The sequence below is a fragment of the Paenibacillus rhizovicinus genome (assembly GCF_010365285.1).
Lineage (GTDB): Bacteria > Bacillota > Bacilli > Paenibacillales > Paenibacillaceae > Paenibacillus_Z > Paenibacillus_Z rhizovicinus.
The window spans coordinates 5,898,634-5,916,738 of the sequence record NZ_CP048286.1 but is presented as its reverse complement, the minus strand read 5'-3'; the positions used below and the strand labels follow the sequence as shown (position 1 = coordinate 5,916,738).

The 18,105-nt window shown below is 51.3% G+C and carries 16 protein-coding genes and 1 pseudogene; 2 read left to right on the top strand and 15 right to left on the bottom strand.

Annotated features, from left to right (window positions below):
• Positions 1-38: 38 nt before the first annotated feature.
• Together GZH47_RS26320 and GZH47_RS26315 are read left to right on the top strand one after the other, a co-directional pair.
• On the top strand, positions 39-920 hold the full coding sequence (locus tag GZH47_RS26320; protein WP_162643961.1) for a carbohydrate ABC transporter permease: 882 nt from the start codon (positions 39-41) through the stop codon (positions 918-920).
• Positions 920-1,774, top strand: a complete 855-nt coding sequence (locus tag GZH47_RS26315) for a carbohydrate ABC transporter permease (protein ID WP_404823728.1) — start codon at positions 920-922, stop codon at positions 1,772-1,774. The genes GZH47_RS26320 and GZH47_RS26315 overlap by 1 nt, the downstream gene beginning before the upstream one ends.
• A gap of 137 nt (positions 1,775-1,911) precedes the next feature.
• Here GZH47_RS26315 and GZH47_RS26310 read toward each other — a convergent pair whose 3' ends face one another.
• The 15 genes and pseudogenes from GZH47_RS26310 to GZH47_RS26245 all read right to left on the bottom strand — a co-directional run bounded on the left by GZH47_RS26310 (position 1,912) and on the right by GZH47_RS26245 (position 18,103).
• Positions 1,912-3,009, bottom strand: a complete 1,098-nt coding sequence (locus GZH47_RS26310; protein WP_162643960.1) for an ATP-binding cassette domain-containing protein — start codon at positions 3,007-3,009, stop codon at positions 1,912-1,914.
• A complete protein-coding gene (locus tag GZH47_RS26305) occupies positions 3,006-3,620 on the bottom strand; it encodes an ABC transporter ATP-binding protein (RefSeq protein ID WP_162643959.1) in 615 nt (204 codons plus the stop codon). The genes GZH47_RS26310 and GZH47_RS26305 overlap by 4 nt, the downstream gene beginning before the upstream one ends.
• A complete protein-coding gene (locus tag GZH47_RS26300; protein ID WP_162643958.1) occupies positions 3,617-3,817 on the bottom strand; it encodes a hypothetical protein in 201 nt (66 codons plus the stop codon). The genes GZH47_RS26305 and GZH47_RS26300 overlap by 4 nt, the downstream gene beginning before the upstream one ends.
• Positions 3,818-3,901: 84 nt before the next feature.
• The gene (locus tag GZH47_RS26295) at positions 3,902-4,342 is read right to left on the bottom strand and encodes a hypothetical protein (protein WP_162643957.1); all 441 of its coding nucleotides are present in this window, start codon (positions 4,340-4,342) and stop codon (positions 3,902-3,904) included.
• 110 nt (positions 4,343-4,452) lie between these two features.
• On the bottom strand, positions 4,453-5,367 hold the full coding sequence (locus tag GZH47_RS26290) for an aldo/keto reductase (protein WP_192043545.1): 915 nt from the start codon (positions 5,365-5,367) through the stop codon (positions 4,453-4,455).
• Positions 5,368-5,625: 258 nt separating this feature from the next.
• Positions 5,626-7,848, bottom strand: coding sequence for an S-layer homology domain-containing protein (locus tag GZH47_RS34260; RefSeq protein WP_225446588.1), 2,223 nt, complete (start codon positions 7,846-7,848; stop codon positions 5,626-5,628).
• 210 nt (positions 7,849-8,058) lie between these two features.
• Positions 8,059-8,748 (bottom strand): annotated as a pseudogene (locus GZH47_RS34700) (IPT/TIG domain-containing protein); the annotation flags it as partial.
• A gap of 800 nt (positions 8,749-9,548) precedes the next feature.
• Positions 9,549-12,101 (bottom strand): Ig-like domain-containing protein, encoded by a 2,553-nt coding sequence (locus tag GZH47_RS26280; protein ID WP_162643955.1) that lies wholly within the window; start codon positions 12,099-12,101, stop codon positions 9,549-9,551.
• A gap of 496 nt (positions 12,102-12,597) precedes the next feature.
• Positions 12,598-12,864, bottom strand: coding sequence for a hypothetical protein (locus GZH47_RS26275; protein ID WP_225446223.1), 267 nt, complete (start codon positions 12,862-12,864; stop codon positions 12,598-12,600).
• 82 nt (positions 12,865-12,946) lie between these two features.
• A complete protein-coding gene (locus tag GZH47_RS26270) occupies positions 12,947-13,648 on the bottom strand; it encodes an NAD(P)-dependent oxidoreductase (RefSeq protein ID WP_162643954.1) in 702 nt (233 codons plus the stop codon).
• A complete protein-coding gene (locus GZH47_RS26265; protein WP_162643953.1) occupies positions 13,645-14,082 on the bottom strand; it encodes a DUF6220 domain-containing protein in 438 nt (145 codons plus the stop codon). Before GZH47_RS26265 ends, GZH47_RS26270 begins: the two co-directional genes overlap by 4 nt.
• Before the next feature lie 268 nt (positions 14,083-14,350).
• Positions 14,351-14,941, bottom strand: coding sequence for a TetR/AcrR family transcriptional regulator (locus GZH47_RS26260; protein WP_162643952.1), 591 nt, complete (start codon positions 14,939-14,941; stop codon positions 14,351-14,353).
• Between the two features lie 88 nt (positions 14,942-15,029).
• Positions 15,030-16,109 (bottom strand): Gfo/Idh/MocA family protein, encoded by a 1,080-nt coding sequence (locus GZH47_RS26255; RefSeq protein ID WP_162643951.1) that lies wholly within the window; start codon positions 16,107-16,109, stop codon positions 15,030-15,032.
• A 189-nt stretch (positions 16,110-16,298) separates the two neighbouring features.
• On the bottom strand, positions 16,299-17,585 hold the full coding sequence (locus GZH47_RS26250; RefSeq protein WP_162643950.1) for a glycosyltransferase: 1,287 nt from the start codon (positions 17,583-17,585) through the stop codon (positions 16,299-16,301).
• A gap of 17 nt (positions 17,586-17,602) precedes the next feature.
• A complete protein-coding gene (locus GZH47_RS26245) occupies positions 17,603-18,103 on the bottom strand; it encodes a hypothetical protein (RefSeq protein ID WP_225446222.1) in 501 nt (166 codons plus the stop codon).
• Between the last annotated feature and the right edge of the window lie 2 nt (positions 18,104-18,105).

Below are 18,105 nucleotides of genomic sequence, written 5' to 3'. Positions count from 1 at the left end.
GATTCGTGCACATATGTCTGATTATTGCGGAGGAAACGATGAATAAAACATTAAGAAGCCCTTGGACGTATGTACTGTTTTTATTGCCGCTCCTGATCCTCTATCTCATGTTTTTCATTTATCCGATGATTTCTGCCTTCACCACGGCCTTTATGAAATGGAACGGACTTACCCCGCCGAAGTTTAACGGGCTGACCAACTTCAAGCATGCGTTCGCGGACAGCAAGTTCTGGGAATCCGCTTCCAACAACGGTAAATTCATTCTGTTCTCGGTATTCGTGCAAGTGCCGGTCATTATCTTCTTCTCCCTCTTGATCAGCAATGTAAAGAAGCTCAAGGGCTTATACAAAACAGCCGTATTCGTGCCTTCCGTCATGTCGACTGCGGTCATCGGCATCTTGTGGAGTTTCATCTACGAACCGGATATCGGCTTGTTCAATCAAATCTTGACTAAAATCGGATTACACCCTGTCATGTGGTTATCCGACACCTCCTGGGCCATGTTTTCGATCTTGATCACCAATGCGTGGCAGTGGACCGGATTCTACATCGTGATGGTACTTGCCGCTATCTTGTCGATTCCCAGGGAAATAGATGAAGCCGCAATCGTCGACGGAGCCTCCGCTTTCACTCGCGCAACCCGCATTACGGTGCCGCTGATCATGCCTATCATTTCCGTCGTCATTATGCTCTCCATCTCGGGCGCGATGAAAGCGGCCGATATTATCATCGTCATGACGGACGGCGGTCCGGGCGGGGTAACGGACGTTATGGCGACCTATTTAATCAAATACGGGATAACCAATGCGAAATACGGATACGGCAACTCCATTGGGGTGTTGATATTCATGTTCTCGCTCATTCTTACCGCATTGTACCAAGTATTGATTGCCAGAAGAGTCGAAAGGGTCGAATACTAATGACAATGACGCTGAGATCCGTGAGAAGAAGCATCCCCCATATTCTGTTAATCGGCTATTTAATCGCGACCCTCTACCCGTTCGTGTTCGTCCTGTTCTCGTCCATCAAATCGGATAATCAGGCGATTGCGAGCAATCCATTCGGATTCCCGTCCTCGTTTCATTTCGAAAATTACTACGAAGCTTGGGTGAATGCGAAAATCAGCGTATACTTCTTCAACAGTTTGTATATCTCGACGCTGTGTTCGATCGTGACGATTATCTTCTCCGCCATGGGAGCCTTCGCGATTACGCGGATGCGGTATTTGAAAATCAGCAAAGGGATGTACCAATTCATCCTGATCGGTTTGCTCATTCCGGGCAATGCCTTGCTGCTGCCTATGTATAAGATGCTGAACGATATGGTATTCTTCGGTCACGCCGTACTGGGAACGCATATGGCGCTCATCCTTCCTTACACGGCCGGGGCACTTCCATTTACGGTCATCATATTGTCGGCGTTCATGCGCTCGATTCCGGGCGAGATCGAAGAGGCCTCAGTGATGGATGGGTTGAGCGCAAAGGGCGTTTTCTCCAAAATCATTTTGCCGATCACCATCCCCGCTTTGGTAACCGTGTTTATTATCAATTTCATTAGCAATTGGAATGAGTTTCTATTGGCGAACTTCTTCATCTCCACGGATGAATTGCGCACGCTGCCCGTCGGGATGGTCGGTTTCCGCGATATCTATAACACGAATTACGCTCAAATGTCGGCGGGAATCGTATTCAGCATCGTTCCGGTCATGATTATTTATGCCGTCCTGCAGAAACAAATCATCGAAGGTTTGACCGCCGGCGGCGTGAAAGGCTGATGAGCTGGGTTCATCTCCCCCTTGGCAAGCCGACGACAATAATCGCAACCCACTGTGGTTGCGTTAAAGTTCTTGGTTGGCGGAGCCAAGGGGGATCCGTTTCACGCAGGTCTACACGGTTCCCCTTCTATGCTCGCTTACCGATGAGACAGAATCCGCTCCTCGTACACGATCTCCAATTGGCGCTTTAACCGCGGGGAATTCTCGATCGCCTTCTGGAACGATTCACGGTGCATGGTCAGCAGGATGCTCGGCGTTAGCGTCCGAATCGTAGCCGTTCTCGGAATCGCCTTAAGCAACGCCATCTCGCCAAAATAATCGCCGTCTTCCAGCACCGCAAGCCTGCGGCTTTCTTCCCCTTCGCTCTGCTGCAGCACCTCGACTTGTCCGCGAACAAGAATATAGAAGCGGTTGCCTTCTTCGCCTTGTTCCATGATCGTGCTGCCTGCGTTCACTCTTTCCGTCACGAGCGCTTGCTGCATGTACGCAAGCGTATTCTCGTCGAGCGCGCTGAACAACGGAATCTGCTTCAGACGCTCCAGCTTGACGTCCGCGCTGGTTCCATCCCCGCTGATCGCGAATCCGTCCTGCTTGGACCACATGCGCCGATAAATTCCGCTGCTCTCGAGCAGTTCCTCATGCGTACCTCCGCCAGCCAGCTCGCCCTTATGGATGACATAGATCCGATCCGCATGCTTGGTCGTTTGTAAACGATGGGTCACCGAGATGATGGTAGAAGCCGCCAGCGATAGAATCGAATCATAAATAGCCTGCTCTCCCACGGGGTCGAGCGCCGATGTCGCCTCGTCCAGCAAGAGGATATCCGGCCGCCGGACGAAAGCCCGGGCGAGCGCGACGCGTTGTCGCTGCCCGCCGGATAGATTGCGTCCGCCCTCGCCTGCTTTGAAATCGTAAACGCCCGGCTGGGCTTTAATCCACTCATGGATATCCGCCCGCATCGCCGCCGTCTCGACTTCCTCGTCCGTCGCGGTTAAGCGGCCGAACCGGATGTTGTCGCGAATGCTGGTATTGAATAGCAGTACCTCCTGCGGCACATAGGCAAACAATTTACGGTAGCTGTCCAGCGGAAGCGCGCGCGCATCGGTCCCGTCCAAGCGGAGCCGTCCATCATTCGGCTCATCGAATCGCATGAGCAAGCTGACGAGCGTGGATTTGCCCGAACCGCTCGAACCTACGATGGCGACATGCGTGCCCTGCGGGATGGTTAAGGTCATATCGCGAATGGAATGAGCCGCATCCGAATAGCCGAAGGAGACATTCCACAGCTCGAGCTCGCGCTTGAAACCGGAAGCGTAGTACGGCGGATCTCCGACAACTCGGTTTCCTCCGGATTTCCTTCCTGGTCCAAGATCACCCGGCGAAGTCTTCCCCAGCTAAGATCAGCCTGTACGAACTGCGGGAAGTATCGGGTCAGCGAAGAAGCGTAGCTGCTGATACGCAGATAGAAGCTTTGGAACGAAGCGAGTACGCCCACGATGAGCAGATCGTATTTCGTTAAGCAGGCGCCGACGGCGACGATGACGACATTCAGGATAAGCAGGGTGATCGCGACCGACTTCGCCTGCAATCCCCGCAAGAACTGAGCGCGCAGCCCCATCGGAGCAACCTCGTCGGTCATAGCGGCCAAGCGTTTGCGTTCCCATGCGAACAGCCTGAAGGCACGAAGTATTTGGTGAAAATGGAGCCGGTCAAACACGAGATCACTGAAGCTTTCCTGCGTTTTATACAGGTCTGAAGCGGCTTTCGTCGGCTTATTCATCAGCTTTGGAATGACGAAACAGAACGGCAGGCCGACGAGCAGCATCCAGAAGAACCATCTGTTCATCGTATATAGAATCGCGAGAGAGAAAACGAGACCGAGGATCGACGCGCGGGAGTAAGGATTTCATCGATGAGATACTTGAAGCTGTACGAGAACGTGACCTGGAATGCAAGCATGATGATCATCAGCACGAATATCGCCGTCATTTGCCAACGGTACCGCGAGAATTGCAAGAATAGAAACTTCAACAGCTCTTTCATGGATGAACCCCTCTTAGCAATGATATCGGTATCCAGTATCATTCGACGCCATTCGCGCGGCCACCTCCACTTGGGCAAATCGGACTAATTGAAATCCAACAAGCTCAGCAGGCGCTCCCGTCCCACTCCCTGAATGAAATAAGGCATGCGCGGGCCTTCATTGCTTTGCAGGACCAACTGATAGAGGAGACTGAAGAGCCGTTTCTGATTCTGCTTCATGACCTTCTTATCCTCGACTCGGCAAATCGCGTAAATGTCCTCCATCAGCTGCTCGTCATCGTTTCTTTCGTTTCGCAATAGGCCGCGGAAAGCTTCGATCCATTGACGTTCGGTCGCATTCAGCGTCGCATGCAATGCCCGGTCGGGGCGCTCATTCACCTGAATCAGCTTTTGAGGATACCACCGTGTGATCCAGTGTTCCGCTCGTTTGGCTGTTTCCTCAAGCTGCTCTGCCTCATAATTCTCGCCGTTTCGCGACAGGATGGCTTTCAACAGCTGGATATCGAAATTCACCAAGGGCAGCACGCTTGACACCTGGCTGAATTTCGGCTTGCATCTGTCGCAAATGCCAGCCTCACTTTAACCCCATGCATTCGGAAGTCGTCTACACGCCTGTCCCGGCAGACATTTGATGCTTAAGCGATCGGTCCTTGTCCCTGTTCCTGAAGGCGCTTTTTCGCTTCTTCGTACACGCTGGCGGACAGCGGTCCCTTTTGGGCAATGCGGATATTTTCCGCCAAATGTTCCGGGTTCTTCGTCCCCACGATTGTAGTAGTCATGCCTGGATGACTTAATGTAAAACGTAATAGGAAGCCTGTCCGGCTTTCGCCTTCGTCAACCAGCTCATCCAGCTGTGCCTTCTCCCACACATCCCAGCGCTCTTGATTGCCGAGTCCGAAACCAGGCTCGCCGCGACCGACGCCGCCTCTAATTATCGTTCCCGCCCCGGCTTCCGCAGCCTTCGCAATCAAGGTTTCATGACCCCGTTCGAGTGCGGAATATGGAATTTGAAACGAATCAAACATGCCCGATTCAATGTAGGATGTAAGATGCGGAAGCGTAGAGGATATGCCGATCCACCGGGCTTTGCCCGTGGCCTGAATTTCTTGGAGCACTTCGACCAGGTTGCCCTCTTCCGTCTGATCCAGCGAAGGATTGTGCAGTTGAAGCAGGTCGACATAGTCCGTCTTCATTCTTCTTAAGCTTTCATCGATATTGTGCAGCAGATTATCCCTTGTCCACACATGCGGCGTCTCGTCATGATCCCCTGCATTTACGACTGTACAGCCGCATTTGGTGGCCAAGATATATTCGCTGCGTCTGTGACTGATGAATTGGCCGATATAGGCTTCGCTTAACCCGTAATCGTACGCCGTATCGATAAAATTGATCCCGGCATCCAGCACTGCGTTCAAAATCCGTTCCGCCTCGCCATCGGTTACCGGTCGTCCGCCCCAAATACGTGGTCCGCGAATTTCCATGGCACCGAAACCTAGACGGCTCACTTCAAGTCCTGTCCGACCTAAAACCGATTTTTGCAGATCCTTCATCGAAATCACTCCAATTCCTATCGAAATTTGAAAGCGCTCTTCCATTTCTAGCCTATGCCTAGTAGAGCTTGAATGCAAATGTTTTTATTGTATGAATACCCAGACGCATAACCCTTAAAATAAAAAAACGGCATCTCTGCCGTTTTTCTTTAAGCTATTCATGAAGTAGACGGGCTTGAACCCTTGACCTCGTCGTTGCAAACAAAATGCTCTACCGCCATAGTTGGTTTCACTCCCATAACATCGCAGGTATGAAAGTTAGGAGTCTATCATGCCAAGCGCTTGCAGCGCCCTGATGAACACTGTCGCTGCTTGCGCGCGTGTCGTCTTCCCCTTCGGATCAAACGTAGTTGCTCCCGTGCCTGTCATGATATGAAGCTTAACCATTAGGCGAACGTCCTCAAGGTAATCTGCATCCGCGTTTCCGATATCCTTGAAGCCATCAAGGCTCACTGGCTCACTGGATATCGTCAGCTGTTCAAGTCTCGCCACCGCCGCCAACATACTTGCCATTTCCTCGCGCGTAAGCGGCTGATTAGGGCTGAAGCGGTTTCCCTTCACAAAGGCGAGCAGTCCAAGCTCCTTCGCCGTGGCTACCTCGCCGGAATACCACGTACCGGATTCGACATCGTCATAGGGCGCCATACCAGTATCGGATGTGCCGCGTCCAAGCGCCCGGACTAACATAGCGGTAAATTCTGCTCTGGTTACCGCTTTGTTGGGATCATACTTTCCGTCGCCTACACCTTCGACTAGCCCCTTCGCGGCAGCAAGTTCGACATCAGATTTGCTCCAATGCTGCTGTACATCGGCAAAGCTTACCGTATTGCGTGCTACAACGTAGACACTGTTTGAATAGGAACTCATGATCACAACCCATACGCCGTCAATCTGTTTCTTCTCAGCGGCTACAAACTCCAATTTCTCTGTCGCTGCGTTATAGCGGAATGCACCCCATTGCACAGGCATGCTGGTCACGCTCTTGCTCATCGGAATCACTCTTGTAAGCGCCTGGCTGAACTTATCTGCCGTTCCGATCGCTTGTCCCGTCTTGGTATTGATGATATCCATGTGAAAATCTACAATCGCACCTATCGCTTGGCCATTCGGCAAGCCGTTTGTTAAAGCCGCTTGGATGTCCTTATCGCCGGACTTGTCGGTTAGCGTGATTTTAAAACTAATGTCATCGTTAGTCACGTTATTCTTAGCTAGCAAGTCCTTCAGTCCCGGAATGAGCGACGTCAGATTGACCGGCACTTGATAGCTGCCGTAAGAGGTCTTCAGCTCGATGACGAAGGCAGCGTTCTTACTCTCGAAGCTCGTTAAAATGCTTGCCGGTATGCTGATAAAGGCTGCACCGTCCTTTGGCGTCACTTCAAGCGTGACGGACGGCTTCGTCGTGTCGATCGTATTCGGGTCAAGCGTTAAACCGTTCAGGTCAATGACCGGCGTTGTAACGGCAGGCAATGAACGGGTATGAATCGTAATGACTTTCGATCCTATAACACCGGATCCATCATGAGCAGTTGCCTGAACGGTAATCGTACCCGCTTTAGTTGCCACGAGCCGACCGGCTGCATTGATCGTTGCTGCCCCTGTACCCGGAACTACCGACCAGCTAAAGGTTTTATCGGTTGCAAGGTCAGGAGCTACAGTTGCACTGAATTGAAGCGAGGCTCCGATGTACATGGTTCCACTAGAACTAGAAACAGTGATAGATTCAATTGGTGCAGCGGTAACCGTAACGTTAGCCTGGGCCGTAAAGCCTTGGTATGCAGCTGAAATGACTGTACTTTCACCTGCAGCAATACCCGTGATCATACCAGTCGTTGGATCAACCGTAGCAATAGTCGGATCCCCGGAGGAATATGTTACCCCGCTGGTCAACGTTGGAGTGGTAAGGTCTGCGTAGGCTGCATACACAACCGAGCTCACTGACTTTCCTGCTTGTACGCTGATTGGCTGATTGAAGCCTATACCTGTCAGCGTGTTTAATACGGTTAGGGCAGAACTGGCAGAGATGCTTGATATATGATTAAAGTCACCCGAATATTGTGCAGTGATGGGATGAGATCCGATGGAGAAGGCGGGAATGACAATACTGGCATAGGCGTTTGCATTTTCCAAGTCTGCCCAGGACATTGTTACGCTTCTATCGTTTTGTCCCCAAAAGGTGACCGTTTGTAATGAAGAGTCCACCGTAATGTTATACACATATCGTGCTCCGCTCTTCTCCCATTGCTTCACGATCGCTCCTGAAGAATCGAAAGCAACGATACCCAATGCCAAACTATTATCCGTATATGAAAAGGCCCAGTAGGTAAGGTCTCCCCATTTCATCACCGGACAGGAGGTGGCCGCAATTACATTCCCAGGATCCGCCATACAACTTACTTTCATTCCAGATGGAACAGACGGTTCGCTTCCGAAATCAGCATTAGTCTTGATAGGAGTTGTAGCGACAAGGTTCGCTGTCCCCAATTCCGTAGTTCCATCCTTGAAAGTCAAGCTCCCGGTAGGTGTCACACCGCCAGCAGTAAAGTCCGATACGCTAGCTTGCAGGGTCACCGTTTCTCCGTATGCGATTGAGGTTGGACTGACATTAATGCTCGTAATCGTCGGTGCGGTCATATACGTATATTGGTCCGCCGCCGATGTCGCCGATGTGCCGCCCGGTGTCGTTACCGTTACGTCAACGGTTCCCGAGCTGCCCGCCGGAGCGGTTGCCGTAATTGACGTTGCCGAATTTACGGTAACACCTGTCGCCGCCGTTGTACCAAACGTCACCGCCGTTGCACCGGACAGATTCGTACCGGTCAGCGTGACGCTCGTTCCTCCGGACGTCGGTCCCGACGTCGGCGACACGCTTGTAATCGTCGGCACGGCTATGTACGTATATTGGTCCGCCGCCGATGTCGCCGATGTGCCGCCCGTCGTCGTTACCCTTACGTCTACAGTTCCCGAATTACCCGCCGGCGCGGTTGCCGTAATTGACGTTGCCGAATTTACGGTAACGCCCGTCGCCATCGTTGCACCGAACGTCACCGCCGTCGCACCGGACAGATTCGTACCGGTCAACGTGACGCTCGTTCCTCCGGACGTCGGTCCCGACGTCGGCGACACGCTTGTAATCGTCGGCACGGCCATGTATGTAAATTGGTCCGCCGCCGATGTCGCCGATGTGCCGCCCGGTGTCGTTACCGTTACGTCCACGGTTCCCGAGCTGCCCGCCGGAGCGGTTACCGTAATTGACGTTGCCGAATTTACGGTAATGCCCGTCGCCGCCGTTGCACCAAACGTCACCGCCGTCGCACCGGACAGATTCGTACCGGTCAACGTGACACTCGTTCCTCCGGCCGTCGGTCCCGACTGCGGCGACATGCTAAGTATCGTTGGGACGATTGCATTGACTAGCACACCTGCCGTACTGGACACTCCGTTTAACGTTAATAAGGCATCGTTGCCTTCTAGATCCTTAATTGATCCGAAATTTAGCGACAAGGCTCCTATGGTAATCCCATTGCTATCAGATAGTCCGGATTGGACGCTATATCTGAACATCAACGCACTGGACCCCGAACCGCTTACAAAGGTTGCATACACAGTAGTTGCTCCTACAACCATTGCGATACCTGGATTACCCCCAGAGGTGTCAACAAATACGGGCTTGTCCATGTTCACTAAGAAATCCATGGGATCTCCTACACCATATGTACCATCGGCAGGAACCGATACGCTAGTCACGGAAGGCCCAGCCGTGTCGGCAAACGCCTTGTCGGTAAAGTACAAAGGCAACAAACATAAGACTATTAAACCTATCAATAACTTCCTCATTGTTCTTACTTGATACATTTCCTACTACCCACTCTCCAAATTAGGAATTCACCGCGGTATTCCAACAGCAATAGACAGTTTCGACCAAATGCCGACTTCCCTAAAAGTCTCAATTCGTCGAACTAGCAAGAAAAAACTCATCCAGTTATTTGCTATTATATAACAGAATGAGGTTCCGTTGAGTAAATTATCGCATGTTCTTGCGGAACGCGGCCTCCTAATTCGATCAGCTTACGTTCATACAAAAACAAAAACGCAGTCCCGCAGGACTGCGTTCAAATGATTGATTTTGGTGAATCTTTGTGGGATCGCATCTATACTCAACTAATTATTTCCTTTGCGCTCCTTCATTTACTTATAGCAACGGTTACTGACACGCCTTGATTGCCGGCGGCGTCCGTCGCCCAGATCGTCAGCTTGCTGCCTGCGGCCAGGGGCGGAACGATTATCTTAAAGCTTCCTTTTCCGTCCGTCTTGGCCGAATAACTCGTGTTAGCATACATTAACGTGACCCGGCTATACGGCTCTGCATTGCCTTGGACAACCGTCGCTTTTGCAGCTGGCGTCGAAGGTTTCGGACTAGCAGGAGGATTGACATCTCCGTAAATGTAAGAGGCCGAAGCCAATAGATTTCCGCCGGCATCCCTCACTTGTGCCGAATACTTGCCGTCTGCTAGGTGAGGAAACGCGAAACGGAAAATTCCCGCGCTATTGCTTTGGCCGCTTGCGATGAGCTTGCCGTTTTTATAAATCGAAACGAAAATCGATGGAGAGGTTTGAACTTTGCCTTCCTTCTCGTTTAAGCGAAACGGCATGAAAGCGGCTTTCCAGGTCGGATCCGGGACTCGGATAGCCCCGATCGCAGAGACCTTGGACATCTTCAGCTCCGATGTGGAGTTCATGTATCCAAAGACGGATTCCTTGTCATCGCCCCAGATCCATACAGAACCGTCTTTTTTCGTTCCAACGGTGTAATAGGTGCCCGGAATGACTTCCGTCCACGGGCCTTTGTCCGCAACGCTCGAAGGCTCCATGATTGTTCCCGCAGATCCGCTTCCTACTTGGCCGTAGTCGTTCCTTCCCCATGACCATAAGCTGCCATTTTTCTTCAAGACGAATGCGGTATCGGTCGAAGACCAAATCCGGCTCCAATCTTTATCCGATCCGACTTGGACGATGCCGGTCATTTCGGTCTGAGACCACCAGCCTTTCCCCCATTGCCAAAGCGAACCGTCTTTGCGAAGGGCGATGCTTCCGGATGCTCCCGTTCGCACTTGTGCCCAGTCTCGATCGCTACCAACTTTCATCATCTTGTCGGTATTCGCATTGTAACTCGGGAGACCCAACTGACCCTGTCGATTATCTCCCATCCCCCATAAAGTACCGTCTTTTTTGATCGCGAGCAGATGGCTTCCATTGATGCTGAATGATTGCCAATCCTTAGCTGGACTGAGTGGATGAGGTTCGGTCAGATGCTCGAAATCGCTCGGCATGATCTTACCCCAAGCGTCGGTTCCCCACACCCACAGCGATCCATCTTTGTTCAACGCGACTGCGTAGCCCTGCTCGGAAACTTGGATGTCTGTCCAGTAGCGCCCCTTGAGCAGCGGCTGCATAATATTATCGCTCACACCGGATAACCGAGCCGAGTTGAAATAACTTCCCGTTTGGTACACCCACAAACTTCCATCCGGCTTCAATGCATACACTTCCGAGCGGCCGGTTGAGATCGATACCCAGTCCGTATCGGTACTGATTTGTTTCAGCATGGTATGATCAATACCGTCTTGATGCCAAAGCGTTCCGTCTTGGTGAAGAATGAAATTGTAGGAGTCCGACTTCGATATCGCTTTAACGGTTGTCCCTGCGGCAACCGGAACGTACGCGCTGTCCGACTCGCCGTCGCCGAGCTGCCCCCATTCGTTCTGTCCCCACGTCCAAGTGGTGCCGTCACGGGCGATCGCGACTCCAAACCCGTTGCCGATAGCCGCTTCTTTCATGGGCGTATCCGACGGAATCCTGTCATATTTATCGAATACCGTGTCCCATTTCCATAGGCTCCCGTCCTCGGAGACCAACACCGGAACGAAGCCGCTCGAAACTCGAACGGCCTTGGCAAATGCCGCTTTGACGTTCACGAGCTTGATCGAATTGGGACTCGAACCTGACTTCAGGTCAAACGCTTGACCGTCGTGATTAAGGGCAACCCCGAACGAGCCCGCTCCAATCGCCGCCCAATCGGTCGAATCGCCGACTTGTGTAAGCGGAATTCCCTTACTCCCCGTCGGCGTGCATACGCCTTGCGCCCATAACGTTCCGTTCTGTTTTAGTGCCAACAAACATTCGGCTCCTATAGAAACGTCTGCCCAGTCCCGATCCCCGTTTAGTTCCGAGCCGACGTAGATGGTGCCTGTCTGTAGGTTTACTCCGAACAGCAAGAGATACCCATGCTTAGTTAAGGCCGCTGCTCCAGCGTCGCCCGCGGTGACTTTAAACCAATCGTTTCCGTTCCCGAAACGGAGCGGAGTCTTTTGTTTGGTAATCGCTTCCCGATTCCGGTTCGTTCCCCACATCCATAAGCTTCCGTCACGTTTCACCGCGATGGAGAAACGGTCTCCCGCTGCGGTCGATGCCCAATCCTTATCGCTTCCAACCCGAACGGGTATGCCGCTCGATCGGAAGGTTCCGTCGCCGAGCTCGCCTTCGCTATTGTCTCCCCAGGCCCATAATGATCCGTCCTCGCCAACGGCCAGAATGTGACGGGCACCTGCGGATGCTTGCTGTAATGCGGGCAAAGTGATTCCTTGGGCGGTCGTATTGGCTTTAACCGGTAATACGGAAAAGGAAATCATGCATGCCATAGCAATCGTTAACATGACGAGCAATCTTGTTCGTTTCATAGCGTCTCCTTTAAGTTTATTCTTGTGGAATGAATAGGAATAATTTGTTAACTTCCCATAAGTATACAAATTTCCTCAAAAACCTGTCAATTCGATAAAAACCGATCTTAAACAGCAATAGCCTTCTGCAAGCAACAACCTTTTCTATGGCAAAAAAAAAAACGGCATCATTGCCGTTGGTGTTAGGTGGTGGTGGTGCGTAGGGGGATATGACTCGCACAGCTCGTCTATGGATTATGGGGGGTCCGACTCCGAAACAACGTAAAACACAATTTAGGAGTCGACAAGCAATTTACGAATACCTTGTCCTGCCAATCGTTCATCTTCACCTAGACCATATCTGAAGGACATGATCTCCGATTGAAGCACGGCCTCTGCAATTCTCGAAATCACTCTCCGCGCAGTGACTGGCTCAAGCATTTCGTTTGCAAGATAATTGCAATATTCCGTAAATCCCGTTCTGCCGGCTCAGTGATCTCTGCATGATAGCTCATGTTCACTCTGGAATTCCCTTTTCAATTTCTGCAAGAACTTCACGAAAAGGCCGCACGTTCTGATTCTGTTTAGCATCCATGCCTTCGTTCAGCAGCTTATGCAATTCAAACTTTCCAATCAGTTTTTCATACGTTTCAATACTCATCACAGCCAAATCCTTGGCCATTCTTTGTAATGAAAACAGGTTCATCATATTTATGGCAAAACTCAGATATCTCGCTGTACGTATTTCGTAAATCTGAGCTTGGTCGAATAGATGGCCTAGCATGCCCTCCTCATTGTGATGTATCGATATTATATCAAAATAACGATACAGCTCAATCCATTGAGGCCCAGATAACCTGACCTCACTACTTATGCTTGCTCTGGAACGCTTCCCTCATAATCAGCTTGAGCATGCTCGGCTGCACGGCAACCGTTGCCACCGCAGCTATCTTCTGCACATAGCGATCGCTTGATAGCTGCCGGAGCATGCAATTCGCCAAATCCGCCCTGGAAGTGAACCTGCCTTTAATGTGATTTTCGGCTAGTTCATAGGGGGTTACGCTCTCTGTTTCAAAGAGACCGGATGGGCGGACAATCGTCCAATCCATCTCGCTGTCCCTCACCGTCTTCTCCATCCGCCTCATATCCGCATACAAGTTCTTGCCTATGGTATTGACGATGAGCGGCTGCACGATCTTCTCGAAGAAGAAACCTCCCTGAGGGTCGGCATGCGGCTCCGTCGCGCTGGAACTTACGCATACGAGACGGCGAACACCGGACCGGTTCATCGCCTGAAGGATATGACCGATCCCCTGCGAATAGACATGAATGGGCTGCTTGCTGAATGGAACGCCGAGTGTCGAAAGTACGGCATCTTGTCCGGCTACCGCGCTTTCTACCTCAGACAGATTGAACACGTCTCCACGCATGACCCGCAGCTGCGCGTGCTGCAGCAGGAATCGATCCGGATGGCGGGTGACTGCGGTCACCGAATGTCCTTCCGCCAGCGCTTGCTCCGTCAACAACCTTCCCGTTGGTCCATTGGCGCCGAAAATCACGATGTTCATCTGGTTTCACCTGCCTTGCGGTTCATTGCAGACTGCCTGGCTAGCGTCATCGCGCTCCAAAACATCCCGATCGCGATCACCGGATGAAGCGCGGACAGGAACCCGATCTGCGACGACAGATCCGCGGTGACAAACATCAATATCACCATAACCAACAGTTGAATCCCCTTCAACCGATACGAGACCGGAAGACGCGCCATGAACGATAGCAGAATAATGAGGACTGGAAAAACGATAAATACGCGGGCAAAGTTCGTATGTGCAACCCAGTCTGCCGAATCCACGAACATCGCAAGCCCGGCAATAAATACTTGCGCCAGGATGGTCATCGCGAAAATCCGTGCCGTCCACATCAGAATCGACAGTGCTTTGCCTGCGTTGGCGGAACTTTGCATTTCGGATGGACTTGCTTGCAGATTCTTTTGATTCGCCATTTCTCATGCTCCTTTTTTTAATTCTTGTCACTTGCGATGACCCACTCTCTATATTTACATGACAGAGAAAAACGACGACAGATATGAGTGAGCACACACTCATAATGGTTCAAAAAAATATTCATACGCCGTTGCTTACCTCTAATCATTAATGAGTGGGTACTCACTTATATTATTCAAGGGCATCCCCTATTGTCAAGAAGAATCTGAAACATCCGTTTTCCATCTGCCCTTGTACTAGGCCGCACCGGGCTTATTTCGGACTGGTTCAAGCATCCAGTCCTATCATAAGCGTCATCAAGAGCTGCTCCACGAACTGAACACGAGCCTCTTCCGGCTCCTCTTTCCCCAGGAATTGCAAGTGAAACGCATGCTGAAAACATCCGCCAAGCAGCAAATCCGCAACGCTGCGGGGATTCACGCGGGCATTCACCCTTCCAAGCTTCTGTTCGGCGCGAACGTAAGCCGTTACGATTTCGTTCGCGCGGTGCGGCCCCTCGTTGCGCTCCTGAAACCCTTCCCGATGGCGGGCCAGAAATCCGGGTTCGGTGAACATGGATGCCGTGATTAATATGGACAGCAGAAAATAATCCAACGCTCCGCGCGCCACTTCCGCAAGATTTTCTCTCACGGTACGTGTGCCACGATGCCCGTTCAACTTGAACAGCACCTCAAGAAAACCATGCAAATGCCCTTTCATCACTTGCATGAAGAGATCTTCTTTGCTTTGAAAATGGTTATACAACGAGCCTTCGGAACAACCGGCGATCCGGGCAATTTCTTTCGTGGTCGTTTTGGACAAACCGTTAACTAGAATGACTTGCTCGGCCGCTGCCAGAATTCTGTTGCGGAGCTCCATAGTATCTACCTCTCGTATATGATATTTCCTGAATGGGTTGATTACGCTATGTTTGATTATGAGCAGAGGTTACGCGAAAGTCAATTATTCAGCCCATCCCCCAAATCCGACGCCCGGCCGTGATCGTTTCGCCCGTTTCAATCGCTTTCTCGATCATCATACCCAAGTAATGATCCTGCGAAGCCTCTTCCAAACTATAAAAGCTAGGACCGCCAAACGTATAGTCGGCCATTCTCTGCAAGCAAGTCGCTATGGCGATTTCATCATCGTAAAGTCTGGCAGGAGCAAACGGATTCTCATAGACCCATCGTTCCCCGCAAATAATGCCCTTCAGATAATAGCCCTCCGCATTTTCCAACTCTCCTCGATTAAGGCGCTTCAGCTCCAACTGCAGCGGCGTGCAATCCTCCTGCTGAATCAGAATGCGATTATCGAAGATTTCTCCACGCTCCCCTCTTACGGACAAGTGATTCGAACGGACCCACGAACGGTGCTGATTCTGGGTGAAATCGTAAATGCCCAGACGATCGCCGAAATCCAGCCAAGCCAAATCTCTTTGCATCGGGATCCGGTTATCCGTCGTCGGAGGACCGCTGCGCGTAGGACCGTTCACCCATTGAGACTCGAACCGCATCGCCCGTATGTTGACCTCTTCGAAGGTAACGCCCAGCATCTTTCTCATCAAGCTAACGGCATGATACAGATGCGAGATCGAGACGGTCGTCTCCGTGATTCTCCCCAATCTTCCCGAGCGAATGAGGGCCAGTCGTGCTTCCTGATGCGGATAGAACGGGTATTGTTCCGCTACTTGAACCTTGGCATGATTCAGAGTCAGTTTCTCATATAGAAGCTCAAGCCCCCGCAGGTCGGGCGCGGGCGGCGTTTCGGACAACGCCGGAATCCCCAGCTCCGCCAAGCGGATCAAATATTCAGCGCATTCGGACCAGCTTACGGAAACGACGACAAAATCCGGCTTTTCCTTGGCCAGCAGCTGTTCAAGGCTCCGGTAGGTGGCAACGCCCCACTGCGTTTCCATATCCCTTCCTTTAGTCGCGTCTCTTACAATCATGCCGCTGACTTGAAACCGTTCCGGCAATGCTTGGGCGATTCGCAAATAATATTGGGCCCGAAAGCCCGCTCCGCCGATAATGCTGAACTTCACCGCCATCCTGAATCCCCCCCTAGTTCTCCAATGCTATTATTTAGTTTAGTCGATGCACCTTAACTTGCACAATAAAGCAGACAGCCGCATATGCGGCTGCCGATTAAAAAATCCCGCTTGAACGAGCGTTCCTCATTCAGCGAGATTTGTATGCATCTTCCCTATGCATGTTCCCAATGCATCTTCCTTATGTTCCTATATGGAGACCTTGCTTGTCGAAATCGCCTCGCGCTCTGTTTTGATCCAGCCCCATTTGCCCGTTGCCATTCGGTAGAAAGCGATAACTGACGCTAGAATCCATATGGCCGCCGTGTAAATGGAGAAGGTAGCCATTAATCCAGGCGCAACATACCATGGAATCTTGATATTGGTGACCCGGGTATAGGACGGTAAGAAGATGAGTTGAATCGAGAATCCCAGAACCATCTGAACGGTTGACGGAACCCAACTGCCGAAGCCATGAAGCCAGAACATCAAGTCGCTGTCGACGCGGACCCAACCGAACATGGAAGCAATGCCTAATGCATAGTTCGCGGCAAGTACCAAAGGAATGACGATCATCATCAAGTAAAGCGTGGAATCCACTTTGGTAATCAATCGGCTTTCGCTGCGCCACAACGATCCTAGCCGTTTCCATACTTGATAGTGGCCTTGGACCCAACGCGAACGCTGCTTCAATAGGCGATAGAAGCTGGTTAAGCCATGTTGGACCACAGGCGTCTTGCCCGTAAAGCAGATGCGATGGCCTTGGCCCGTCAATGCCAAGCCCAAGTCGATATCCTCGGTCAAGGCACGCGTCCACGGCCGGTTACCTAAAGTTTTCATCGCGCTATAGCGGGTGAACTGCCCATTACCTCCCATTGCGACCGAAGAAATCCAATTGCGCGCTTTTTGAATAAAGAGGAAGAAGGCCTGGAATTCGATATCTTGCATGAGCAGCCACAGATTTTCGTTCGCGCCTTTAATCGATACCGGAACTTGCACGGCTCCAACGTCAGACGCCGATTGAAAGGTCGAAGCAACCTCGGTGATGACGTTCTGATGCAAGAAGACATCCGCATCCGTTACGCCGACGATAATCTGATCGTCGCGCAAATCCGGGAACCACGTTTTGAATTGCGTTTGCGCCCATGCGTAGGCCATATTAAGGGCCATGCCTTTCCCTTGCCGGGCTTCTGGCGCCTTGCGTTCGAACAGGTGAATACGATCCCCTTCGTAGCCCCGCACCACATTGCCGGTACCATCGTCGGAACCGTCGTTTATTACCACGACATGCAAACGCGCATGAAGCGTGTTCAACTGCGCGCATGTATCGCCAATGACTTTGGCCTCGTTCAGAGCCGGTACGAATAATACAAATCCAAGCTCGTTATGATCGGATGCCGGCGTGTTGAACTTTTTGAACGATAGTAAATACATGATCAAATAGTACAAAGACAGCAAGCCGAAGAAAACAAAGAAAATATCCGCGTTAAAAGACAATGTGCTTCCGCCTTTCGTTAGTAACTAAATCCAATGGTCGCAAGCGGATTGAAGGAGTTGGTCGTTTTTAAATCGAAAGCGAATTTGCTGCTGCTCTTCTTAATGTTGAATGTTTTGACGAGCACGGGATTCGTCGTTCCCTTGCGTACCCATTCCGCCTTCATCAAACCGGTAGCCGGTCTCTGTACATGGGCGCCGTACTGGCCTTTGCTGTCCGTTAAAGCCTTGCCTGCCGTTACCCATACGTAAACGTGCTTGTTTGTTTTTTTGTCCAGGACGTAGGATTGCACGAGGATTTTGACGAGTACATTCGCGATCGGCTGGCCTTTACTGTTCTTGACATTCCCCGTAACAATAACGTTATCTTTCGTCGTTTGCACGGTTCCGCTAGCTTCGACTTCCGTTTGATTCCACCCGAAGAAAGCAAATACAAACATGGACAATACGATCGACATCACGGCTAAGAAGCCTTTGCCTGTTTTGAGTGTTCTTCTGGCAGTCATTTCTTCTGAATGCATCA